Source organism: Moorella glycerini (assembly GCF_009735625.1).
GTDB lineage: Bacteria > Bacillota > DSM-521 > Neomoorellales > Neomoorellaceae > Neomoorella > Neomoorella glycerini.
Genome location: NZ_CP046244.1, coordinates 1748975 through 1773153 on the forward strand (window position 1 = coordinate 1748975; position 24179 = coordinate 1773153).

A 24179-nucleotide genomic window follows, 5' to 3' on the forward strand; every position below is an offset into this window, starting at 1 on the left:
ATGACTTTCCGGTGGGTTACCATCCTACCTATGAGGCATTGAAACGCATAGAGGAGGCAGCTTTCGGGCTGCATATCGCACCCGTTACCATCCTACCTATGAGGCATTGAAACACAACATGGAAACATATGGAACCTTATGGACAAAAAACGTTACCATCCTACCTATGAGGCATTGAAACACCGGAGCCCCGGCGGTGGAGATGGACCTTTTCTCCGTTACCATCCTACCTATGAGGCATTGAAACAAGGAGGAAACCCTGGATGAAGTTACTGAGGCTAAGTTACCATCCTACCTATGAGGCATTGAAACTGCCAGTCGCCGCATACCCATACCTCATCGCATAAAGAGGTTACCATCCTACCTATGAGGCATTGAAACCACTCGGGAACGAATTCGGTTGGCTGGCGGTGGCCAAGGGTTACCATCCTACCTATGAGGCATTGAAACTAGTATCAAGTGTCTTGAAGCCCTTATTGTCATTTAGCACATTAAATTAACCACCGTTTTTCAAATTAAAGTAACTCACGCCGCCGGCACAAACTGCAAGATTATCAAATTACAGCACCCCAAATTCTCAGGAATTGCACATTAGCACAATAAAATCCCCAAAGAAAAAAGCCGCTCAACGCGGCCTAAAAAGAAGGGGCCTTGAACCGTTCCGCCAATTTTTTATCAAGGGCAGCCAGGCGTTTTCTCTGGAAATCAAATCCTTGTTCCAGTTGCAACTGGCAAATAAAGCTGTAATAATGGGGTTCCTCGCGGGCGGTATAGAAAGACTCCAGGTATTTTAGCAATTCAGCGTAAAGGTCGCGGGCGAAATCCAATACCGGGCGTTCCAATTCCTCACCGTAGGACCCAAAAGTATTCGCCCAGAGGACGAAAGCCAGGATCTCCAGGAGACTTTCCACGTCTCTGGGGGAAGCAAGCTTAAGCATAGCCACCACCCTTAGAGGCCAATTTCGGCAGCTGCCTGGCGGACCACATCAGCACTAATCAGCTGGGCTTTAAGCTGGGCGCCCCAGAGGAGGGAAGTCAGGGCCAGGTTGTTCACCAGGCGCGGCCAGCCGCGGGAGCGAGAAGCGATGGCCTCGACGGCAGGCGGCTCAAATAAAGGCCTGGTAGCCCCCACCAGGGATAAATGGTGCTCCAGGTAGGCGCCCACCTCCTCACGGTTTAAAGGTTCCACCTGGAAGCGAACCACCAGGCGTTGGGCCAGAGACTGGGTCTGGTTCAACTCCAAGCGGCTCAACAAAAAAGGCAAGCCGGCCAGGACCAGGATAAAAGGATTAAAGGCGTCCATGGCGAAATTAAAGAGCAGGGCCAGGTCCAGCAGGAATTTGGGGTTAGCCAGGTGCATCTCATCCAGGATGAAGACGGGCGTAATCTTTTTATCCCGGAAGAACACCTGGACCGCCTGCTGGATCTGGTGAAAAAGGTCAATCTTGCGGAAAGACGGTTCTTCCCCCAGGCTCCGGGCCAAACCGCGGTAAAAATCCATGACCGTCCCTGTGGCCAGGGGCAAATAAATAACCTTAAAGAGGGCCGGGTTTAAATTAGCACAAAAGACCCGCAAGGCAAAGGTCTTACCGGCTCCCGGTTCTCCCACCAGGACCCCCATGCCCCGGACGCGGGATAAATACTCCAGCCGGGCCCTCGTTTCTTTTAAACTGCAGGAAAGGAAGGCATCCTGGGGTTTTAGCTCCTTGCCAAAAGGAGCCCCTTTTAAGCCATAAAAAGCCTGGTACATTCTAGTTTTGGCCCCCTCCCTGTAAGCTGGCAAAAGAAAGTTTGCTCTCCCGCTTTGCCCGGGCGTTAACACTGAGCGCCACCGGCTGTGCCACCGCCACCTCTTTACCGGCCACAAAAATCAAGACCCGCTCCAGTTTTTCCGGGTCAAAGCGCACCTCCACCCGGTTGCCGATAAATTGAGGCGGCACCTCAAAAAGGCGCTTGTTAATGGAGATAGTAGCATCATGATGTACCCGCCGTTCCTCCCGCTTGAAAAAAAGCGGCTCCAGAACAGCCGGGTCGCTCACCATCTTAACCTGGCTGAACTGGGACATAAACTTATCCAGGGGGCTCATACCCAAAGCACTGTGGACCTGGCGGTGATAATCTTCCTCCAGCCACTGCCAGAAAGAGCGGTTCAAGTTATCCAGAGATTTAAGGTGTTCATCTTTAACCAGGGGCAAGAAACGCTGCCTGACGGTCAAGAAGAACCTTTCGATCTTACCCTTGCTCTGCGGGTCATAGGGTTTAGTATTGATCAAGGCTATCCCCAGGGCCGCGCAGGCCAGCTGCAGCTGCTCCGAACGATAGATTTTACCATTATCCACGTAGACCATCTGCGGAATGCCCCGGCGTAAGATAGCCTCCTTGAAGACCACCTTCAAAGACTCAAACTTCTCGGAAGTAAAAAACTGGGCAAAAGTCACCAGGCGGGAACAATCATCGATAAAAGCAAAGAGGAAAGTAGCCACCTTTTTGTTGCCAACGCGAAGGTAAGGCCCGGCCGCCACATCCCCCTGCCAGAGGGTATTCACCGTATCATAGGCAAAGCGTTTCCGTTCCGGCTCCCGCCGCATCTCCCGGCCTAAAAGCCCCCTGGATTTCAGGAAACGGTAAATGGTAGCGTAAGAAACGGCGTCCGGTAAAATAACACCTTTAGCCACCAGTTGTTCATAAAAGACAGAAGCCGGACAGGAACGCTCCTCCTGGCGCAGGGCCAGGAGTTGCTCCTGTAACTCCGGGGATAAGGCCCGCGGCCTTCCCCGGTCAGAACGCCTTTTCGGTTTTAACCCCTCAAACCCCTCGCGGCGGTAATCCCTGAGCCAGCTGGCAATGGTCTGGGGGCTATAGTCGCAGAGGCCATAATACGGTACTTCATGGGGTCTGGCCGTAATACTCTCCAGGTAGGCCTTCCTGCTGGCTACCTGACCCTGCAACAACGGCGCAATCAAGCTAAAGCGAAAAAGAGCGATATTTTCCCGGTCCTTCTCGTCCATCACAACCCCTCCCCAGGATTTAAGGTTAACCGGTCCGGTCATTTACCAGTTTAACCTTAACCTGTCCCCCAGGACAGGCAAAAGGTGTGTGGTGGCTAATGTAGCAGGGAGGCTTTACGGAACCGGGGAAAGCATGGTAAAATTAATTAGCCATAAAATTGCGCCGGAAATGATTATGGAACCTTTGGGAAAAGGTTTCGGCGTTGGGGAACGCGGCAATCATTTCCAGCAATTTTATGGCCCTTTGTTTAAATTCCGGCGGGATTATTTCCTGGTAACCCTGCTCCCGGAAGAAGGCCTGGATGCAATTCATGTTCTTCGCCCAACGGCGGCGGTAGAACTGGAGCAGCTGGTAGTAAATAAGGAGGCGGGCCTTGGAGAAGAAATATATGAGACAGTCCAGAATGAACTTAAGGGAATACTGGTAATACGGCAGGAGAAAGGAAGGCAAAAGAGAGAAGGTGTGCCGGCAGGAGCGGCACCAAAAGCGGCAGATGGGCAGCTGTAGCCACTTTTCCGAGTCACTACCGGCATTACGCCAGTAAAAACCATGCCGCTTTAGAGCCTGCCGGGCCATACAGATAGGGCAAGACTCTATGACGGGAAACTCATTTTTCTTACCCCGGGCAGCATAATCCTCCAGGGAAATACCGAAATTGTATACCAGTTGCATAAACAGCCCCCCAGAATAATTTGCTAAAATTATATCACTTTGGGGGAACTGTTACATGTTATCTCGATATTTTAAATTGATAAAGTTAGGACTAGTTTTAAGGATGATAGTGTGCTAAATGACAAATCTGCACCTGCATTGGTTACCATCCTACCTATGAGGCATTGAAACGCAAAACTCCTGCCCGAATCCGCGAGCCGGGCCGTCGTTACCATCCTACCTATGAGGCATTGAAACCACCGGGCAGGATAAAAACCTCCGGGCCTGTCCCGCCGTTACCATCCTACCTATGAGGCATTGAAACTTCAGACAAATAACCCGATGAAAATGAAAGATTTGCGTTACCATCCTACCTATGAGGCATTGAAACCGTGACCCAGCAACGACTGCACGGCAACCAAATCCGCGTTACCATCCTACCTATGAGGCATTGAAACCAGGGCGGGCCGGGGCACCCTCGTCGCCCCGGCTAAGTTACCATCCTACCTATGAGGCATTGAAACATGACATAACGGCGCAGTAGGACTTTTATGCGCAGGTTACCATCCTACCTATGAGGCATTGAAACCTCTCTCCCAATGCTACCGCCGAGCAAAAAGCCGTCCGTTACCATCCTACCTATGAGGCATTGAAACTGCTGATAAATTGTGTTATTAAATTGACAGATGCGCGTTACCATCCTACCTATGAGGCATTGAAACCTGAACACCTCCGGTCAATTTAGCAATTTCCAGGTTAAGTTACCATCCTACCTATGAGGCATTGAAACGCGGTTCGTAGTCAGGGGCCTGGAGTAATCCAGGGAAAGTTACCATCCTACCTATGAGGCATTGAAACTCAAAAGCGGATAGGAAACGCGCATATCTTTTGGGAGTTACCATCCTACCTATGAGGCATTGAAACCGGATAAACTCTCATTCAAATTAGCCAGCAGGGTCCGGTTACCATCCTACCTATGAGGCATTGAAACCCGGAAAAACCTTCCGGGCCGGTCCGGGTAAAGATAAGTTACCATCCTACCTATGAGGCATTGAAACGCCTTTGCAAAAGCCGGGGCTATAAAGTCCCTTGCCGCGTTACCATCCTACCTATGAGGCATTGAAACTCGGTTAGCTCGACCGGAAAAGCCCCTTTATCATCCGTTACCATCCTACCTATGAGGCATTGAAACTGAGGACCCGCCATTACAGGCCGTAGATGATAACATGTTACCATCCTACCTATGAGGCATTGAAACGCCCGACTGCACTGCGCGTATTTTGGCTACGCGCGGAGTTACCATCCTACCTATGAGGCATTGAAACTCGTTTCACATCAATGCAGGCGGCGGGTCCGGCCCGGGTTACCATCCTACCTATGAGGCATTGAAACTTATCTAGCTTTTTTCCTGCTTATTGTATTGCTTATGTTACCATCCTACCTATGAGGCATTGAAACCGGCTTACCGGACCGTTTTTCTCCTGGCTGACGGCGTTACCATCCTACCTATGAGGCATTGAAACATTATCCTGCTGTTTATGTTGTGGCTTATCCTTTCTCCGTTACCATCCTACCTATGAGGCATTGAAACCTGTTGGTATTCGGCCATGGCCTGTCCCTGGGCCGGTTACCATCCTACCTATGAGGCATTGAAACGCAGAGCAACAGCGGACCCTGCTGGCGAATTTGACGTTACCATCCTACCTATGAGGCATTGAAACGTATCCTGGCGCTGTTGTTTATCGTTATCGGCAAGGTAGTTACCATCCTACCTATGAGGCATTGAAACTTACTACCTGCTGGTAGGGCTGGCAGGGTAGCCACGTCCGTTACCATCCTACCTATGAGGCATTGAAACTCGCTGTTTGGCTGCTTTTCCGCGACGCCCAGGAAAGTTACCATCCTACCTATGAGGCATTGAAACCCAATAACCTCGCAATTACCCCACCAATCATTATAGGGTTACCATCCTACCTATGAGGCATTGAAACACCCATATCGCTCTCTCTAGTGCCGGATTGTAGTAAGTTACCATCCTACCTATGAGGCATTGAAACTGTCAAGGACCATGCGGCCACCTGTAATTCCCGCCCCGTTACCATCCTACCTATGAGGCATTGAAACATGTTGCGGCCGGGATATAATCCTTTTTTCTTCCATGTTACCATCCTACCTATGAGGCATTGAAACTCCTTTTCTTCATATGATTTGCCACCTCATTTCTACCGTTACCATCCTACCTATGAGGCATTGAAACAACTTGTCCCCGCGCCACAGTGGTACCAGAGCCTCAAGTTACCATCCTACCTATGAGGCATTGAAACCTCGGTGCCCCGGATGCCGTACGCCTCCAGCACCAAGTTACCATCCTACCTATGAGGCATTGAAACTGCCGGAAATCCCTAAAGTTGAAACAAGGCAGGTTTGTTACCATCCTACCTATGAGGCATTGAAACATAAGGGTTAACTGATGGACCACGTTCCCGTCCGGTTTCGTTACCATCCTACCTATGAGGCATTGAAACTTCAAATTCTTCCCTAGATAAAGTTAGGCCATGTATCCCGTTACCATCCTACCTATGAGGCATTGAAACTCCTACCCGTCAATTATATATTACCACGAATGTCACGTTACCATCCTACCTATGAGGCATTGAAACCTCGTCAACCGCACCTTGTCTAGATTAAAGGATACGGTTACCATCCTACCTATGAGGCATTGAAACATAAGGGTTAACTGATGGACCACGTTCCCGTCCGGTTTCGTTACCATCCTACCTATGAGGCATTGAAACTTCAAATTCTTCCCTAGATAAAGTTAGGCCATGTATCCCGTTACCATCCTACCTATGAGGCATTGAAACTCCTACCCGTCAATTATATATTACCACGAATGTCACGTTACCATCCTACCTATGAGGCATTGAAACTGGGAGGCGGTGCGGTGAATAAAGCTGATTTTTGCAGTTACCATCCTACCTATGAGGCATTGAAACTAATACTTGTGCCGGGCTTAATCCTTGTTCCCGGCAAGTTACCATCCTACCTATGAGGCATTGAAACGGGGTGGGTCTTAAAAAAGCGGTGGCCCTGGCAATTTGTTACCATCCTACCTATGAGGCATTGAAACGGATAAACTCCGGTTCGGGCCGGAAAACAATCCAGGGTTACCATCCTACCTATGAGGCATTGAAACTCGTTTAAGAAGCGAGGTGGAGGACCTGGAACGGCTTAGTTACCATCCTACCTATGAGGCATTGAAACTTCGGCACGGCGGCCCTGCTTTTAGGCCCGGTATGGCAGGTTACCATCCTACCTATGAGGCATTGAAACAGCTGCCGACCGGTACGACATACCGCAAAATCATTGGTTACCATCCTACCTATGAGGCATTGAAACTGTATTTCAAAATATAGAACAAGTGTTCATCATTTAGTTACCATCCTACCTATGAGGCATTGAAACGTGAAGTCATTTGGCCCAGAGTTTGCGGCAACGGTGAGTTACCATCCTACCTATGAGGCATTGAAACTCCTGTCCCGGTGTTCATAAGTGCCGTCGTCCAGCCGGGTTACCATCCTACCTATGAGGCATTGAAACCTATAGCGGACCGCAGTATTACCATCCAGGACAAGGAGTTACCATCCTACCTATGAGGCATTGAAACTGGCTCCCGGCAAAACGTAAACTTCCGGGCCGCTTCCGTTACCATCCTACCTATGAGGCATTGAAACTTATCTAGCCTTTTTCATGCTAGTGGTGCTTTTAATGGTTACCATCCTACCTATGAGGCATTGAAACCTGGTTGAGGGGACCGTCACGGTCACCCATGCCAGGTTACCATCCTACCTATGAGGCATTGAAACCTTTCGTTTATTATTTTATCGACTAAATTTTAGTATGTTACCATCCTACCTATGAGGCATTGAAACGTCGTTATCGTTGCCTTATTTGCGGCTTACCTAGTAGTTACCATCCTACCTATGAGGCATTGAAACCCGGGCCGGGTTTCCCGGCCAAACTTCTTAAACTCCAGTTACCATCCTACCTATGAGGCATTGAAACGGAGGTGGTGAGAATGCCCCTTAAAAAGGGTAAATCGTTACCATCCTACCTATGAGGCATTGAAACTGGTATCCTCTCCAGCTTGCGGAATATTTTTGCCCTAGTTACCATCCTACCTATGAGGCATTGAAACCTCATTTATCACCCCTCCTTTTATTTTACCTTACAAAAGTTACCATCCTACCTATGAGGCATTGAAACATAAGACTGCTATTGCGATTAATCCAGCAATGACTAGTTACCATCCTACCTATGAGGCATTGAAACATAAATGGCTTCCGCCAGGGCCAGGGCCATCCGGTCCGTTACCATCCTACCTATGAGGCATTGAAACTAAAAGTACTCCTGGGTCTTCGTTTCTTCATCCTCAGTTACCATCCTACCTATGAGGCATTGAAACATGATTTTTTCTCCCTCCCTCGTGGTACACTATCTGTTACCATCCTACCTATGAGGCATTGAAACCCGGAGGGGGTGTCAATGATTGGAATCGCTGTTCAAAGTTACCATCCTACCTATGAGGCATTGAAACTACATCCCTCCATATTTCGCAATATACTTTCTCGCTGGTTACCATCCTACCTATGAGGCATTGAAACTTTTTTCGTTACTTCGCCGGCAGAAAATTCCCCATTGTTACCATCCTACCTATGAGGCATTGAAACGAATACTGGCCCGCCGGGAGCCTATCCTGGCAAAATGTTACCATCCTACCTATGAGGCATTGAAACAAGGCATCCATGCCGGTGACGACAAAATCGATATGCGTTACCATCCTACCTATGAGGCATTGAAACGCGCCCCCTGGACAGCAGCCCTACCTATAATCCGACCGTTACCATCCTACCTATGAGGCATTGAAACAGTTGTTTCGGCAAACTGGAAATGCGACCCTTGCGGGTTACCATCCTACCTATGAGGCATTGAAACCTGATATGGCGGCTACCCTGCAGCAGGCTCCATGCAGTTACCATCCTACCTATGAGGCATTGAAACACCGTCTGGACATACTCCTTCCAGCCCCCCGAAGCAGTTACCATCCTACCTATGAGGCATTGAAACACATGGTCGCTCCACAGTGCAGTTCCAGACAGGGTTTCCGTTACCATCCTACCTATGAGGCATTGAAACCAAAAACTTCTGCCTTTCAAGCTCCCGCAGGATAAGTTACCATCCTACCTATGAGGCATTGAAACGTGTATTCGCGATACACATACACAAACCCCTGCTCAGTTACCATCCTACCTATGAGGCATTGAAACACGCCTGGGCCAGGGATGTGGCACACAAACTGTTCAGTTACCATCCTACCTATGAGGCATTGAAACCCGTTTTTGCGGCTCTCCTTGTCTTGGTAGCCTTCTGTTACCATCCTACCTATGAGGCATTGAAACTCGGCCACAACGCCAACTTTCACCTGGGAACCGCCAAGTTACCATCCTACCTATGAGGCATTGAAACTTCGTCAGGAAAGAAAGGCGGTGAGAACATGGCAGGGTTACCATCCTACCTATGAGGCATTGAAACAGGATATTTGCATAGACGAGGCCAGCCAGTTTACTGAGTTACCATCCTACCTATGAGGCATTGAAACTCCGCTGTCAGCATGGGCAATGTTTCAATCAGCTTCGGTTACCATCCTACCTATGAGGCATTGAAACCGGTTCCGCAGGGCATTGTAGCGGCGCTGTATGGGGTTACCATCCTACCTATGAGGCATTGAAACTTTTGCTTACCATGTCTTAGCCCCACCCATTGTTTTAGTTACCATCCTACCTATGAGGCATTGAAACTTTGCGGTAGCTACAGTAACAACATCCGAACTGGACAGTTACCATCCTACCTATGAGGCATTGAAACTCCTGTCAGCCAGAAGCAAAGCCGGGTTGCCGCGCCAGTTACCATCCTACCTATGAGGCATTGAAACACGCTAAGGACGCTATTATGGCGGCGACTACTGAGGAGTTACCATCCTACCTATGAGGCATTGAAACAAGATATAGACTCCTATGTACTTCTCATTGCGGAGAATGTTACCATCCTACCTATGAGGCATTGAAACTGCGAGTGGCGGCTGGAAAGAGTTTGTGCAGACAGTGTTACCATCCTACCTATGAGGCATTGAAACAGGTTACGTAGTAGCGGTTCGCCGTCGCTCCCGCAGCCGGTTACCATCCTACCTATGAGGCATTGAAACTGGCTACAACTTGGCATTATGTCCGCAACACGTCTACGTTACCATCCTACCTATGAGGCATTGAAACTACGGAAAACCGAAATGAGCATCTCATCTGCGGTGAGTTACCATCCTACCTATGAGGCATTGAAACAGCCATACCATAGTCAACATTGAGGCTGGCTTTATGTTACCATCCTACCTATGAGGCATTGAAACTGCGGCAGGTATTAAATGAGCAGCTTGACCGTGAGCATAGTTACCATCCTACCTATGAGGCATTGAAACCCGGTGATGTAGTCGGGCGTGGTGCGGACGGCGAGCCCGTTACCATCCTACCTATGAGGCATTGAAACCCGGAGGTATGGGTATTGCTGGTGAGGCTGGAGAAGGTTACCATCCTACCTATGAGGCATTGAAACTGGTATCCCCCTACGGGGATTTCCTGAAAATGAAAAGTTACCATCCTACCTATGAGGCATTGAAACCGCCCTTTTCTGCCTCCTCCTTTCCAGCATCCTTTCGTTACCATCCTACCTATGAGGCATTGAAACTAATAAAACCCATTCTCGCGTGTTGACCGGAAGCGGCCCGTTACCATCCTACCTATGAGGCATTGAAACGTCACTTCAATGCGCAGAGGGATCATATCGTCACCTCGTTACCATCCTACCTATGAGGCATTGAAACTCCGATGCAGATCCACGCCGTCGCCATCCAACCAGGGTTACCATCCTACCTATGAGGCATTGAAACGGCCTTGCCCCATGTTTCCCGCTTCTGGGTTGACCATGTTACCATCCTACCTATGAGGCATTGAAACATCTATAAGACATACCGAACTGGGCGATATCGCTGCGTTACCATCCTACCTATGAGGCATTGAAACTTCAGTGCCGCGGTCATGCGGTCATGAAGCTGCAAGACGTTACCATCCTACCTATGAGGCATTGAAACATCGCCGCGGTGTCTCAACAGGGTGTGGTGCCCTGGAGTTACCATCCTACCTATGAGGCATTGAAACCCGGGTCATCGATGATCGCTACATGGGCGCCGCGGCCTGGTTACCATCCTACCTATGAGGCATTGAAACAAATCCGCCGGGCATGGGAACAGGGGAAAGCCATTGTTACCATCCTACCTATGAGGCATTGAAACATGCGGCGAAGGTCTCCTCATCGAGGTTGAGCAACGCGTTACCATCCTACCTATGAGGCATTGAAACACCATCTCCAGCTCGGCGGTCAAGGCCGCCTTTTGCGTTACCATCCTACCTATGAGGCATTGAAACGACGATTGGTGATATGGGCGGAGGTGGTGGAGATTGGTTACCATCCTACCTATGAGGCATTGAAACGACGAAGGTGCGGCGGCTGCTCTCCGGGCGGCGGAAGTTACCATCCTACCTATGAGGCATTGAAACCCGTCAATCCAGATGATGCCGTCGTTGTCTGGCCGGTGTTACCATCCTACCTATGAGGCATTGAAACCCCAGCTTCAGGCCGCTTATCTCGGCCCCCTCCCGGGTTACCATCCTACCTATGAGGCATTGAAACATGACATACTTGCCGCCCCATTCGGGAAGCACCACTAGTTACCATCCTACCTATGAGGCATTGAAACTCTTTATAACTCGCATATTTTATGCCCACATTATAGGTTACCATCCTACCTATGAGGCATTGAAACACGGGCTCCAGGGCTATAGGTATTATCCGGGCCGCCCGTTACCATCCTACCTATGAGGCATTGAAACTCGTCCCGCCCGTATCCAGGGCTACCGTATACCCTAGTTACCATCCTACCTATGAGGCATTGAAACTTGCCTGGGAATTTGTAACGCCGGTCACGCCTGCGAGTTACCATCCTACCTATGAGGCATTGAAACGGTTACTGCAATGATAAAGAAGAGTCCCTGGAACAGTTACCATCCTACCTATGAGGCATTGAAACTGCTACCGGGCAGCTGGCGCAACAGGCATCCGCTAAGTTACCATCCTACCTATGAGGCATTGAAACTACTCTTCCACTGCCTGTTGAAAGCCCAGAGCGGCCCCAGTTACCATCCTACCTATGAGGCATTGAAACTACGTCACTGCATAAAATATAATTAGCCCACGGAAGTTACCATCCTACCTATGAGGCATTGAAACGCGATATAGGCGTCTACCTCCAACCCTACTGGCCCCGTTACCATCCTACCTATGAGGCATTGAAACTCCAGGGCCTCGCTGAGAATGGCATGAAGATACGTAAGTTACCATCCTACCTATGAGGCATTGAAACACTTTGAGCCGGAGCAGCTGAATAAGGCCGCGGTTCCGTTACCATCCTACCTATGAGGCATTGAAACCCTGGATCCCAGAACAGCCCCTGATCTCCCTTATGCGGTTACCATCCTACCTATGAGGCATTGAAACGACGGCAAGAAGTCCAGGGAGCTGAACTTCGGGCGCAGTTACCATCCTACCTATGAGGCATTGAAACAAAACATCTAATCCATAAGTATAGGTTACAACAAACGGGTTACCATCCTACCTATGAGGCATTGAAACCCCGGTAGCCAGGGCGCGGCAGGACATACTACAAAAAGTTACCATCCTACCTATGAGGCATTGAAACTGCGATCCGCTTCTTCGTTGCCGAGGTTGCCGCGCCGTTACCATCCTACCTATGAGGCATTGAAACCCCCGCACCATTCGCATTTCCTTGACAGTTTGGCAAGTTACCATCCTACCTATGAGGCATTGAAACTTGGAAACCGTGCCAATCTAATTAAGTTGCAGGGCGCGTTACCATCCTACCTATGAGGCATTGAAACCCAGTTACATCCCAGGTCAATCTCTCCGCCTTTGCGCAGTTACCATCCTACCTATGAGGCATTGAAACAGGGTGAATGGGTGCTTGGAAGCACCGGAGTGTGGGGTTACCATCCTACCTATGAGGCATTGAAACATCAACCTCCTGCAAAATAAGTCTGACAGTTACAATCAGTTACCATCCTACCTATGAGGCATTGAAACAAGGCACCCAATTTGCCGACCAGCAGCTGGAACAAGCGTTACCATCCTACCTATGAGGCATTGAAACTTGCCACATACTCGCCAACCGTTATCACCCGGCTTCGTTACCATCCTACCTATGAGGCATTGAAACACCGTCGCTGGTAGCAATAATAGTCCCGGCCTCGTCGTTACCATCCTACCTATGAGGCATTGAAACGTCCAGGGCCTCGCTGAGAATGGCATGAAGATACGTAGTTACCATCCTACCTATGAGGCATTGAAACCTTGATGAGGTACCTGATAGCCGTCGCCAGGGTGAGTTACCATCCTACCTATGAGGCATTGAAACAAAAGTATCAAGCAGAGCTAAAGCTACCCCCCGTGAGTTACCATCCTACCTATGAGGCATTGAAACCTCCTTGCAGGCGCCGGTATTTTTTAGTACCGCCAGTTACCATCCTACCTATGAGGCATTGAAACTCACCGCAATTTCTCAAGCATATCCAAAACTGCTTTGTGTTACCATCCTACCTATGAGGCATTGAAACTCCTTCCACCGTCACCGCCTATGAATTGACCTGCACCGTTACCATCCTACCTATGAGGCATTGAAACAGGTCAAACGCCATCTCCGCCTCTATACGGTCCGAAGCGTTACCATCCTACCTATGAGGCATTGAAACTGGTTAGCACGCTCTGCGTCTGGCTGGTGAGAAAGCTCGTTACCATCCTACCTATGAGGCATTGAAACCTGTACTGCTACCCCGGCTCCTAACGACATAACCGAGTTACCATCCTACCTATGAGGCATTGAAACCTATCCGGCAAGACCTTGCCGGCAATACTCTGCAACGTTACCATCCTACCTATGAGGCATTGAAACTGGTCTTTCTCTCCCCCACCGCGATCGGCACTGGCTCGGTTACCATCCTACCTATGAGGCATTGAAACACTAATGCTGTGCCAGTATACCTGACCGATGATAAAGTTACCATCCTACCTATGAGGCATTGAAACGAAGCTAAACCCTATGCTACCTCCTTCATCGACAGCGTTACCATCCTACCTATGAGGCATTGTGTCATTTAGCACATTAAATTAACCACCGTTTTTCAAATTAAAGTAACTCACGCCGCCGGCACAAACTGCAAGATTATCAAATTACAGCACCCCAAATTCTCAGGAATTGCACATTAGCACAATAAAATCCCCAAAGAAAAAAGCCGCTCAACGCGGCCTAAAAAGAAGGGGCCTTGAACCGTTCCGCCAATTTTTTATCAAGGGCAGCCAGGCGTTTTCTCTGGAAATCAAATCCTTGTTCCAGTTGCAACTGGCAAATAAAGCTGGTACGTGTCAAGATGTAGTAGGCAAAAAGAGACCTCACATAAAAATCCCATATATATCCAACACCTTTTCCGGCTCCGGAGTATTGTGCAGTAATTCTCTGCGCCTGTCAAGGTTAAAGCCTGCGGCCGCCTACGGCGACCTTGACAGGCTTCGCGAATTACTGCCTGCTCTAATTAAGCCGGAAAAGGGGTTAGAATATAGCTCCACTAATTCTTGTTAGTTGCCTCAAGGTATATTTAACCCAATCTGTTCCCGCCTCAGGGCCAACAAGGGCTGGTACTCTCTTCCTTAACCATGCTTCTACGTCTTCTTTAACTATCTTCTTTTCTTTTATTACTTTAACGGGATTCTTTTCTACTTGTGGCATCTTCTTTTCTAGCCATGCGGCTAATTCTCCATTGGCTTTGAGCATAAGTAATGCTACCATGGCCGTTGCTCCTGCTTCGCTCCAGCTCATTCCCCTCTTTTTCATGCGAATGGCTATTTTTTTGTCTACTGTTGTTTCGGCTACGCCCATCCCGTATAACTTTAGCCCTTCCAGTTGTCGTGGTAACCGCAAGCGGTAATCTAACAGGTTATCGCGATATCTTTGACAGTAGTCATATACTTTTTGGCGTTGTTGCTTGTTTTTGCGGTTCGGTGCTTCTTCTATGAGTGCTTCCATGGTGTCCAAAAAGACCTGCTCTTGACCTTTGGCTAAAATCTCCATTAATCCTCGCGCTGTTTCGTTCCCATAAGCCTGCCTTATATCCCGGTGGAGGTGGTAGCGGTCCAATTGTACAATGGCTCCTGGTAACTGTTCTTTGGCTGTCTTCTGGATCCAGCTGGCTCCGTCGCCATTGACCACATATATTGTTTTTTCGTCTATCTCGTAGTACCTGGCTATTTCCGTGGTGAGGGCTTCCCAAAATTGTTCTCCATCTTCATAGATGCCCATTACTACCCGCGGGTTCTTGAGATGCCGGGCATTCCCTTTTTCTATCCACCCTTCGTATACTATTCCTACTTTTACTTCTATCCGCTCTTGCTTGCTCCTTTGCAGGGGAATCATTATGCCATCGGCTTCGATAAATAGTGCCGGTACTTTTTTCTTTTTGCCTTGGGGCTCTTCCCCGCTCACGAATAGCTTGTTGCGCAGGGCTTCTTGCAGTCCTTTTTGTTCCAGTCCATTTCGTTTTACTTCGCTATGGATGGTCATATGGCTTAATTGGCCCATCCCTGCTTCGGCCATTATTTCCGCTGCCTGCCTGAAGGGTAACCGGGTTGCCAGCGATACGGCTAATTTGAGCAGTCTTCCTGTCAGGCGCTTTCCTTGGCGTAAGTTCAGGGCTTCGTCTAACAGAAACCTTCCCTCGCCTCTTTTCTTTTTGCGCGTCGCTTTGACATATAGTCGGCGCTTAAAGGTTATATCCCCGTACAGGCAGGTGATTGTGCGGTAGCGGAAGCCAGCTATCCTATATCTCTTGGGTTTTGCTGGCATAAGGGCATCATCCAGGGCTTCCAGTACGGCTACCAATAATCGCCTGGCTATTTGCAGGATAACTTCTTCTAGAGTGTTGAAATTCTCGATACCATCTAATAAACTAAAGATGGTAGCGGTACTGGTATTACCGTTTACCATAAAGAGACCTCACTCCTTTTACGGTGTTTTTCTTCTTGTGAGGTCTCTTTTCTCTTTTTTGCTCCTTTTTCCTCCTGCCTACTGTAATTTTACACTAACATAAAGCTGTAATAATGGGGTTCCTCGCGGGCGGTATAGAAAGACTCCAGGTATTTTAGCAATTCAGCGTAAAGGTCGCGGGCGAAATCCAATACCGGGCGTTCCAATTCCTCACCGTAGGACCCAAAAGTATTCGCCCAGAGGACGAAAGCCAGGATCTCCAGGAGACTTTCCACGTCTCTGGGGGAAGCAAGCTTAAGCATAGCCACCACCCTTAGAGGCCAATTTCGGCAGCTGCCTGGCGGACCACATCAGCACTAATCAGCTGGGCTTTAAGCTGGGCGCCCCAGAGGAGGGAAGTCAGGGCCAGGTTGTTCACCAGGCGCGGCCAGCCGCGGGAGCGAGAAGCGATGGCCTCGACGGCAGGCGGCTCAAATAAAGGCCTGGTAGCCCCCACCAGGGATAAATGGTGCTCCAGGTAGGCGCCCACCTCCTCACGGTTTAAAGGTTCCACCTGGAAGCGAACCACCAGGCGTTGGGCCAGAGACTGGGTCTGGTTCAACTCCAAGCGGCTCAACAAAAAAGGCAAGCCGGCCAGGACCAGGATAAAAGGATTAAAGGCGTCCATGGCGAAATTAAAGAGCAGGGCCAGGTCCAGCAGGAATTTGGGGTTAGCCAGGTGCATCTCATCCAGGATGAAGACGGGCGTAATCTTTTTATCCCGGAAGAACACCTGGACCGCCTGCTGGATCTGGTGAAAAAGGTCAATCTTGCGGAAAGACGGTTCTTCCCCCAGGCTCCGGGCCAAACCGCGGTAAAAATCCATGACCGTCCCTGTGGCCAGGGGCAAATAAATAACCTTAAAGAGGGCCGGGTTTAAATTAGCACAAAAGACCCGCAAGGTAAAGGTCTTACCGGCTCCCGGTTCTCCCACCAGGACCCCCATGCCCCGGACGCGGGATAAATACTCCAGCCGGGCCCTCGTTTCTTTTAAACTGCAGGAAAGGAAGGCATCCTGGGGTTTTAGCTCCTTGCCAAAAGGAGCCCCTTTTAAGCCATAAAAAGCCTGGTACATTCTAGTTTTGGCCCCCTCCCTGTAAGCTGGCAAAAGAAAGTTTGCTCTCCCGCTTTGCCCGGGCGTTAACACTGAGCGCCACCGGCTGTGCCACCGCCACCTCTTTACCGGCCACAAAAATCAAGACCCGCTCCAGTTTTTCCGGGTCAAAGCGCACCTCCACCCGGTTGCCGATAAATTGAGGCGGCACCTCAAAAAGGCGCTTGTTAATGGAGATAGTAGCATCATGATGTACCCGCCGTTCCTCCCGCTTGAAAAAAAGCGGCTCCAGAACAGCCGGGTCGCTCACCATCTTAACCTGGCTGAACTGGGACATAAACTTATCCAGGGGGCTCATACCCAAAGCACTGTGGACCTGGCGGTGATAATCTTCCTCCAGCCACTGCCAGAAAGAGCGGTTCAAGTTATCCAGAGATTTAAGGTGTTCATCTTTAACCAGGGGCAAGAAACGCTGCCTGACGGTCAAGAAGAACCTTTCGATCTTACCCTTGCTCTGCGGGTCATAGGGTTTAGTATTGATCAAGGCTATCCCCAGGGCCGCGCAGGCCAGCTGCAGCTGCTCCGAACGATAGATTTTACCATTATCCACGTAGACCATCTGCGGAATGCCCCGGCGTAAGATAGCCTCCTTGAAGACCACCTTCAAAGACTCAAACTTCTCGGAAGTAAAAAACTGGGCAAAAGTCACCAGGCGGGAACAATCATCGATAAAAGCAAAGAGGAAAGTAGCCACCTTTTTGTTGCCAACGCGAAGGTAAGGCCCGGCCGCCACATCCCCCTGCCAGAGGGTATTCACCGTATCATAGGCAAAGCGTTTCCGTTCCGGCTCCCGCCGCATCTCCCGGCCTAAAAGCCCCCTGGATTTCAGGAAACGGTAAATGGTAGCGTAAGAAACGGCGTCCGGTAAAATAACACCTTTAGCCACCAGTTGTTCATAAAAGACAGAAGCCGGACAGGAACGCTCCTCCTGGCGCAGGGCCAGGAGTTGCTCCTGTAACTCCGGGGATAAGGCCCGCGGCCTTCCCCGGTCAGAACGCCTTTTCGGTTTTAACCCCTCAAACCCCTCGCGGCGGTAATCCCTGAGCCAGCTGGCAATGGTCTGGGGGCTATAGTCGCAGAGGCCATAATACGGTACTTCATGGGGTCTGGCCGTAATACTCTCCAGGTAGGCCTTCCTGCTGGCTACCTGACCCTGCAACAACGGCGCAATCAAGCTAAAGCGAAAAAGAGCGATATTTTCCCGGTCCTTCTCGTCCATCACAACCCCTCCCCAGGATTTAAGGTTAACCGGTCCGGTCATTTACCAGTTTAACCTTAACCTGTCCCCCAGGACAGGCAAAAGGTGTGTGGTGGCTAATGTAGCAGGGAGGCTTTACGGAACCGGGGAAAGCATGGTAAAATTAATTAGCCATAAAATTGCGCCGGAAATGATTATGGAACCTTTGGGAAAAGGTTTCGGCGTTGGGGAACGCGGCAATCATTTCCAGCAATTTTATGGCCCTTTGTTTAAATTCCGGCGGGATTATTTCCTGGTAACCCTGCTCCCGGAAGAAGGCCTGGATGCAATTCATGTTCTTCGCCCAACGGCGGCGGTAGAACTGGAGCAGCTGGTAGTAAATAAGGAGGCGGGCCTTGGAGAAGAAATATATGAGACAGTCCAGAATGAACTTAAGGGAATACTGGTAATACGGCAGGAGAAAGGAAGGCAAAAGAGAGAAGGTGTGCCGGCAGGAGCGGCACCAAAAGCGGCAGATGGGCAGCTGTAGCCACTTTTCCGAGTCACTACCGGCATTACGCCAGTAAAAACCATGCCGCTTTAGAGCCTGCCGGGCCATACAGATAGGGCAAGACTCTATGACGGGAAACTCATTTTTCTTACCCCGGGCAGCATAATCCTCCAGGGAAATACCGAAATTGTATACCAGTTGCATAAACAGCCCCCCAGAATAATTTGCTAAAATTATATCACTTTGGGGGAACTGTTACATGTTATCTCGATATTTTAAATTGATAAAGTTAGGACTAGTTTTAAGGATGATAGTGTGCTAAATGACACCTTATGTGGCTGCGTTACCATCCTACCTATGAGGCATTGAAACCCATGATGGGGAAATAGTTCGCGGGCAATCTCTTTGTTACCATCCTACCTATGAGGCATTGAAACCGGTCATCTTCAATAATTCCGGCCTTCTCAAGAATGTGTTACCATCCTACCTATGAGGCATTGAAACACCGCCCGCTCAAACTGCTGCTGGCTTTTTTGGTACTGTTACCATCCTACCTATGAGGCATTGAAACATAAAATAAGCCAACTTTCCGCTGGCTCCGGGCCAGGTTACCATCCTACCTATGAGGCATTGAAACCTGATCAACACCAGATACGAGGCCAAACTGCCGACAGTTACCATCCTACCTATGAGGCATTGAAACTCAATATGGTAAATGGGCAAGGCTCCTTTGACGTTCGTTACCATCCTACCTATGAGGCATTGAAACTGGCTGTTGCTAGTAAAACTGGCTACAAGCCGAATGTTACCATCCTACCTATGAGGCATTGAAACCGGTGGTGGCGAAGGCTACGGGATTCGGGTTATCTTCGGTTACCATCCTACCTATGAGGCATTGAAACTTGCGGCGGGAGGCTGTGGTAACCATGGACGCCATATTACCATCCTACCTATGAGGCATTGAAACACACTATCAATGTTGACAACATAAATAGCCGTCCCTCCGTTACCATCCTACCTATGAGGCATTGAAACCCGGGCTCGAAGCGGGGAACGTTGGCGGCGACCTGGGTTACCATCCTACCTATGAGGCATTGAAACGAGTACCTGGCTGGTGCTATACGTGCTCTTCCGCAGGTTACCATCCTACCTATGAGGCATTGAAACTTTCCGGTGGCGAAAGTGCCACCACCTCAAGCAGGCGTTACCATCCTACCTATGAGGCATTGAAACCCACCTTCTCCACAATCGCCTGCCGCCGGTATCTCAGTTACCATCCTACCTATGAGGCATTGAAACACCTGCAACCGGGCCACTTCGTAGCCCATGTAGGTGCGTTACCATCCTACCTATGAGGCATTGAAACTTGGATCTTTGTCTACGTAGTAGTCTGTAATGATCCGTTACCATCCTACCTATGAGGCATTGAAACCCGGTTTCAGGGTTCCATTCGAGTAGGGTAATCGTCATGTTACCATCCTACCTATGAGGCATTGAAACTTGCGGCGGGAGGCTGTGGTAACCATGGACGCCATCGTTACCATCCTACCTATGAGGCATTGAAACTCCAGTCTATCCTACAGGATCCCGGCCTGCCGGTGGGTTACCATCCTACCTATGAGGCATTGAAACCGGCTGGAAAGCCTGGCTTCCCGCCAGCTTAATCAAGTTACCATCCTACCTATGAGGCATTGAAACACCGACCGAACTGCCCGGGGCCGAAGTTCCCGTGGGAGTTACCATCCTACCTATGAGGCATTGAAACCGACCTGGGTATCCGGCTTTTGCGGCAGGCTGGCCGCGTTACCATCCTACCTATGAGGCATTGAAACTGGCTTACTACCAGTGCATCCGCCGATGTTGGCGGGTTACCATCCTACCTATGAGGCATTGAAACAAAAGAGAGGTTGGATTTATCATGACGAGGTCTGTAGTTACCATCCTACCTATGAGGCATTGAAACTTACCAAAGCCGCTCAGAACTAAGGGTGCTATTAGAGGTTACCATCCTACCTATGAGGCATTGAAACCTGGATGAGATCGCACGCAAGCCTGTTACGGTAGTATGTTACCATCCTACCTATGAGGCATTGAAACCCCCAGTAGTTTTCAAGAAAATCCACCTCCTCCTGGTTACCATCCTACCTATGAGGCATTGAAACAGGGAGGCCAAGGTAAGAGACGCGATTACTCAAGCGGGGTTACCATCCTACCTATGAGGCATTGAAACATGAGCAATGCGGAATGGGCCGCCCTGGCATTGTGGTTACCATCCTACCTATGAGGCATTGAAACCGGCCCTCCTGCACCTCGCCGTCCGGGCCGCCCTGGCGTTACCATCCTACCTATGAGGCATTGAAACTCATTGGGACATGGAATAACATCTGGCTCACGGCTTGTTACCATCCTACCTATGAGGCATTGAAACAAGACGTCTGGCGGATGACGGTCGGGGCGCTGACGTCTGTTACCATCCTACCTATGAGGCATTGAAACGGGATAGCAACGGGGCATTAATTGATGTTGCGGCCAAGTTACCATCCTACCTATGAGGCATTGAAACTCAGGTAAATGCCGTATTCCCCTGATTAAATGAGTAAGTTACCATCCTACCTATGAGGCATTGAAACGAATTGGCGGTTCTCCAGGGGTTTCCGGCGGTTATGTTACCATCCTACCTATGAGGCATTGAAACCAATTTTGAACGTAGGTAATTTTTATAGCGGAAGTGTAGGTTACCATCCTACCTATGAGGCATTGAAACTATAATGAGATTGTCCGCTAACGCCTGTTTTAGTTAAGTTACCATCCTACCTATGAGGCATTGAAACATGACCGGGACCCGGTAGGTTTAATTCTTACTCAGAGTTACCATCCTACCTATGAGGCATTGAAACACAACCTGAGCGATGCGACCACTCTGGCAACGGCTATGTTACCATCCTACCTATGAGGCATTGAAACTATACATCCTAACGGGTTTAGGGATTTTTTGGTCTGCGTTACCATCCTACCTATGAGGCATTGAAACTCGAAGTAAGTACACTGCGCCTTGCATTTCTGGCAAGTTACCATCCTACCTATGAGGCATTGAAACCTCGCAAAGGCATATCTCATGCCAGCCGATATTCTCCGTTACCATCCTACCTATGAGGCATTGAAACGGGTCCCCTACAACGTATCCCGCTCCTGAATGATAAGTTACCATCCTACCTATGAGGCATTGAAACAGGCTGTTTCCTACCTGTTCAAACGTAAAATCGGCCATGTTACCATCCTACCTATGATGTCATTTAGCACATTAAATTAATCACCGTATTTCAAATTAAAACCCAACTTTGACACTAAAACTTCTATTTCAAGGGCTTAAAGACCACCAAGACTAGTAATATCAACGATCTTTCTCTACCGAAGTCGGCAAAACGTAGTGAAAACAAATCTGCCTTAGAGTATTTTCACGCCGGGCATCTCTTGGTATAATAGTAATGACGATAACCGAGGTGATGCCCCTTTGTTCCCCCGTATTATCACTACCAGGCGCGGCGGCCATACCTACCATTATCTGGTCCTGGTAGAATCCTACCGGGAAAAAGGCAAGGTAAAACAGCGCCAGGTTGGGCATTTAGGCAACATCGACCAGTATTCCCAGGAAGAGATACAGCGGCTTATTAATAAACTGCGGGAATTCCTTAAGGAAGATGAGCTGGGCACTGTTAAGGACCTCCAGACCTTCGGCACCAAGCATTATGGTATCCCCTATGTGGTGAATTTTTTCTGGGAGCGACTGGACCTGGACGCCTTCTTTAAAAACTATCTCCAAAATCGTCAAGTAGAGATGGATGTGGCCTTATGCACCAAGATTATGATTTTAAACCGCCTCATCGCTCCTAAAAGCAAGCTTGGAGTATCCCAATGGTTAAGGCAAATTTACCTGCCGGAACTGGAAGAGAAACAGCCTGAGTTGCATCATTTTTACCGTACTCTTGACGTCCTGGAAGAAATGAAGGATTATCTGGAACGCCACTTGTACAACCGGCTTACGGATCTCTTGAGTTATCAGCTTAACCTGGTGTTTTACGACTTGACCAGCAGCTACTTTGAAGGTACCCATTGCCCCCTGGCCAGGTTCGGTTATTCCCGCGACCACCGGCCGGACTGCCGGCAAATTAATATTGGCCTCCTGGTGACTCCGGAAGGCATGCCTATTGCCCACCAGGTATTTGAAGGTAATATACCTGATAAAGTAACCGTGGCTGGCGCCATCGAACAACTTAAGCAAAAGTTTGCCATCAAGAGCTGTATTTTCGTGGGCGACCGGGGTATGCTGACCAGTCATAATTTAGAAGAACTCAAGGAGGCTAACTTCCGTTATATCCTGGGCTTTCATAAACGCGGCCGGGAAGTGAGCGATGAACTACTGGCCAGGTACCAAAACCTCGAAGAATACCAGCTAATAGACGGCGATAACCCCCTCTTTTATGTGGAAGTACCACCAGAGCAGGTACAGGCTCCCCCTAAAGAAAACTTGGTAGAGGGAGAAGAGGAAGAAAAGGAAAACTTCGAGCCTCCGGTTCGCTATATCCTTTGCCACAATCCTCTCAAAGCCCAAGAGGATTATGAATTTCGGGTCAAAGCGATAGAAGAAGCCAGGATAAAATTGCAAGAGCTGAAAGACAGGCTGGCCCGGGAAACCCCGCGGCGGGGGCGCAAGCCTACCACAAAAGGAGTCATGCTTAAAGCAGCTGCTATCCTTAACAAGAAGGGCCTTGCTCCAATTTTTGATATTACTTATGACGGCAAGTCTTTCAACTTTGAAATTAATGAGCCGGCTCTGGCTAAAGAGGCTTTGCGGGACGGCAAATTTTTAATCCAGACTAATGCTGACCTGCCAGCTGAGGAGGTAATTGCCGCCTATAAAAACCTGCTCCAGGTAGAAACCGCCTTTCGCCATATCAAGGACTTCATTCGCTTGAGGCCTATCTACCACTACAACGAAAGTCGGGTTAAGGGACACATCTTTATATGTGTGCTGGCTTATCTCTTTGAAAAATGGCTGGAGGTGATACATCGCCGATATATTGAAGATGAGATTTTTAAGGCGAAACAAATCCCTGATCCTGAAAGTCAAGAAAGAGAGTTACGCCGCTGGAAGGTTGCCCATAAAAGCGGCCGCCGTATCCTGGAATTATTAGAAGAGATAAAGGCTGTTGACCAGCAGTTTCTTGATAAGCGGATTTATAGTATCACCCAGCCCGGACAAAGCCAGAGTGAATTGTTAAAAATTTTGGGCCTTCCACTTCCACCTAAAATTTTAACCTTCAGGTAGCCACTAAGAGCCCCAGAAAGGGGTTGTAGTGACAATTGTCCCTATGGACCCCTTGATTTTTAAGGGGCGGTGTCAAAGTTGGGTTAAAATGACTCATGTCGCTAGCACAAACTGCAAGATTATCAAATTACAGCACCC

General features: G+C 49.1%; 10 protein-coding genes and 3 CRISPR repeat arrays (1 of these 13 cut by a window edge). Of the genes, 1 reads left to right on the forward strand and 9 read right to left on the reverse strand.

Features of this window, described 5'->3' with window-relative positions:
- Positions 1-450: direct repeats of the CRISPR family, unit length 30 nt; unit sequence GTTACCATCCTACCTATGAGGCATTGAAAC; it begins 714 nt to the left of the window's first position.
- A 185-nt stretch (positions 451-635) separates the two neighbouring features.
- The 9 genes from MGLY_RS08655 to MGLY_RS18790 all read right to left on the reverse strand — a co-directional run bounded on the left by MGLY_RS08655 (position 636) and on the right by MGLY_RS18790 (position 18919).
- Positions 636-938 (reverse strand): hypothetical protein, encoded by a 303-nt coding sequence (locus MGLY_RS08655; RefSeq protein ID WP_156273088.1) that lies wholly within the window; start codon positions 936-938, stop codon positions 636-638.
- An 11-nt stretch (positions 939-949) separates the two neighbouring features.
- Positions 950-1750 carry an ExeA family protein gene (locus MGLY_RS08660; RefSeq protein ID WP_156273090.1) on the reverse strand — a complete coding sequence of 267 codons (801 nt, stop codon included), beginning with the start codon at positions 1748-1750 and terminating at the stop codon, positions 950-952.
- Position 1751: 1 nt separating this feature from the next.
- Positions 1752-3008 (reverse strand): helix-turn-helix domain-containing protein, encoded by a 1257-nt coding sequence (locus tag MGLY_RS08665; protein ID WP_156271578.1) that lies wholly within the window; start codon positions 3006-3008, stop codon positions 1752-1754.
- 142 nt (positions 3009-3150) lie between these two features.
- Positions 3151-3681 (reverse strand): DUF6431 domain-containing protein, encoded by a 531-nt coding sequence (locus MGLY_RS18785; protein ID WP_422880088.1) that lies wholly within the window; start codon positions 3679-3681, stop codon positions 3151-3153.
- A 141-nt stretch (positions 3682-3822) separates the two neighbouring features.
- Positions 3823-13989: a CRISPR direct-repeat array (repeat unit 30 nt; unit sequence GTTACCATCCTACCTATGAGGCATTGAAAC).
- Between the two features lie 454 nt (positions 13990-14443).
- Entirely contained in the window at positions 14444-15874 is a 1431-nt protein-coding gene (locus MGLY_RS08675; RefSeq protein ID WP_156272057.1) for an ISLre2 family transposase, read from the reverse strand.
- Between the two features lie 89 nt (positions 15875-15963).
- A complete protein-coding gene (locus tag MGLY_RS08680) occupies positions 15964-16176 on the reverse strand; it encodes a hypothetical protein (RefSeq protein ID WP_156273092.1) in 213 nt (70 codons plus the stop codon).
- An 11-nt stretch (positions 16177-16187) separates the two neighbouring features.
- On the reverse strand, positions 16188-16988 hold the full coding sequence (locus MGLY_RS08685) for an ExeA family protein (RefSeq protein ID WP_156273094.1): 801 nt from the start codon (positions 16986-16988) through the stop codon (positions 16188-16190).
- A 1-nt stretch (position 16989) separates the two neighbouring features.
- Positions 16990-18246 (reverse strand): helix-turn-helix domain-containing protein, encoded by a 1257-nt coding sequence (locus tag MGLY_RS08690; RefSeq protein ID WP_156271578.1) that lies wholly within the window; start codon positions 18244-18246, stop codon positions 16990-16992.
- A gap of 142 nt (positions 18247-18388) precedes the next feature.
- Entirely contained in the window at positions 18389-18919 is a 531-nt protein-coding gene (locus tag MGLY_RS18790; protein ID WP_422880088.1) for a DUF6431 domain-containing protein, read from the reverse strand.
- 138 nt (positions 18920-19057) lie between these two features.
- Positions 19058-21945: direct repeats of the CRISPR family, unit length 30 nt; unit sequence GTTACCATCCTACCTATGAGGCATTGAAAC.
- 281 nt (positions 21946-22226) lie between these two features.
- Between MGLY_RS18790 and MGLY_RS08700 the strand changes: the two genes are divergently transcribed.
- Positions 22227-24041 carry an IS1634 family transposase gene (locus MGLY_RS08700; RefSeq protein ID WP_156272643.1) on the forward strand — a complete coding sequence of 605 codons (1815 nt, stop codon included), beginning with the start codon at positions 22227-22229 and terminating at the stop codon, positions 24039-24041.
- Positions 24042-24179: the final 138 nt, after the last annotated feature.

What these genes read in the sequence shown, in the direction of transcription:
- MGLY_RS08655 (WP_156273088.1), bottom strand. Translation starts at nt 938, where the DNA reads ATGCTTAAGCTTGCTTCCCCCAGAGACGTGGAAAGTCTCCTGGAGATC.
- MGLY_RS08660 (WP_156273090.1), bottom strand. Translation starts at nt 1,750, where the DNA reads ATGTACCAGGCTTTTTATGGCTTAAAAGGGGCTCCTTTTGGCAAGGAG.
- MGLY_RS08665 (WP_156271578.1), bottom strand. Translation starts at nt 3,008, where the DNA reads ATGGACGAGAAGGACCGGGAAAATATCGCTCTTTTTCGCTTTAGCTTG.
- MGLY_RS18785 (WP_422880088.1), bottom strand. Translation starts at nt 3,681, where the DNA reads ATGCAACTGGTATACAATTTCGGTATTTCCCTGGAGGATTATGCTGCC.
- MGLY_RS08675 (WP_156272057.1), bottom strand. Translation starts at nt 15,874, where the DNA reads ATGGTAAACGGTAATACCAGTACCGCTACCATCTTTAGTTTATTAGAT.
- MGLY_RS08680 (WP_156273092.1), bottom strand. Translation starts at nt 16,176, where the DNA reads ATGCTTAAGCTTGCTTCCCCCAGAGACGTGGAAAGTCTCCTGGAGATC.
- MGLY_RS08685 (WP_156273094.1), bottom strand. Translation starts at nt 16,988, where the DNA reads ATGTACCAGGCTTTTTATGGCTTAAAAGGGGCTCCTTTTGGCAAGGAG.
- MGLY_RS08690 (WP_156271578.1), bottom strand. Translation starts at nt 18,246, where the DNA reads ATGGACGAGAAGGACCGGGAAAATATCGCTCTTTTTCGCTTTAGCTTG.
- MGLY_RS18790 (WP_422880088.1), bottom strand. Translation starts at nt 18,919, where the DNA reads ATGCAACTGGTATACAATTTCGGTATTTCCCTGGAGGATTATGCTGCC.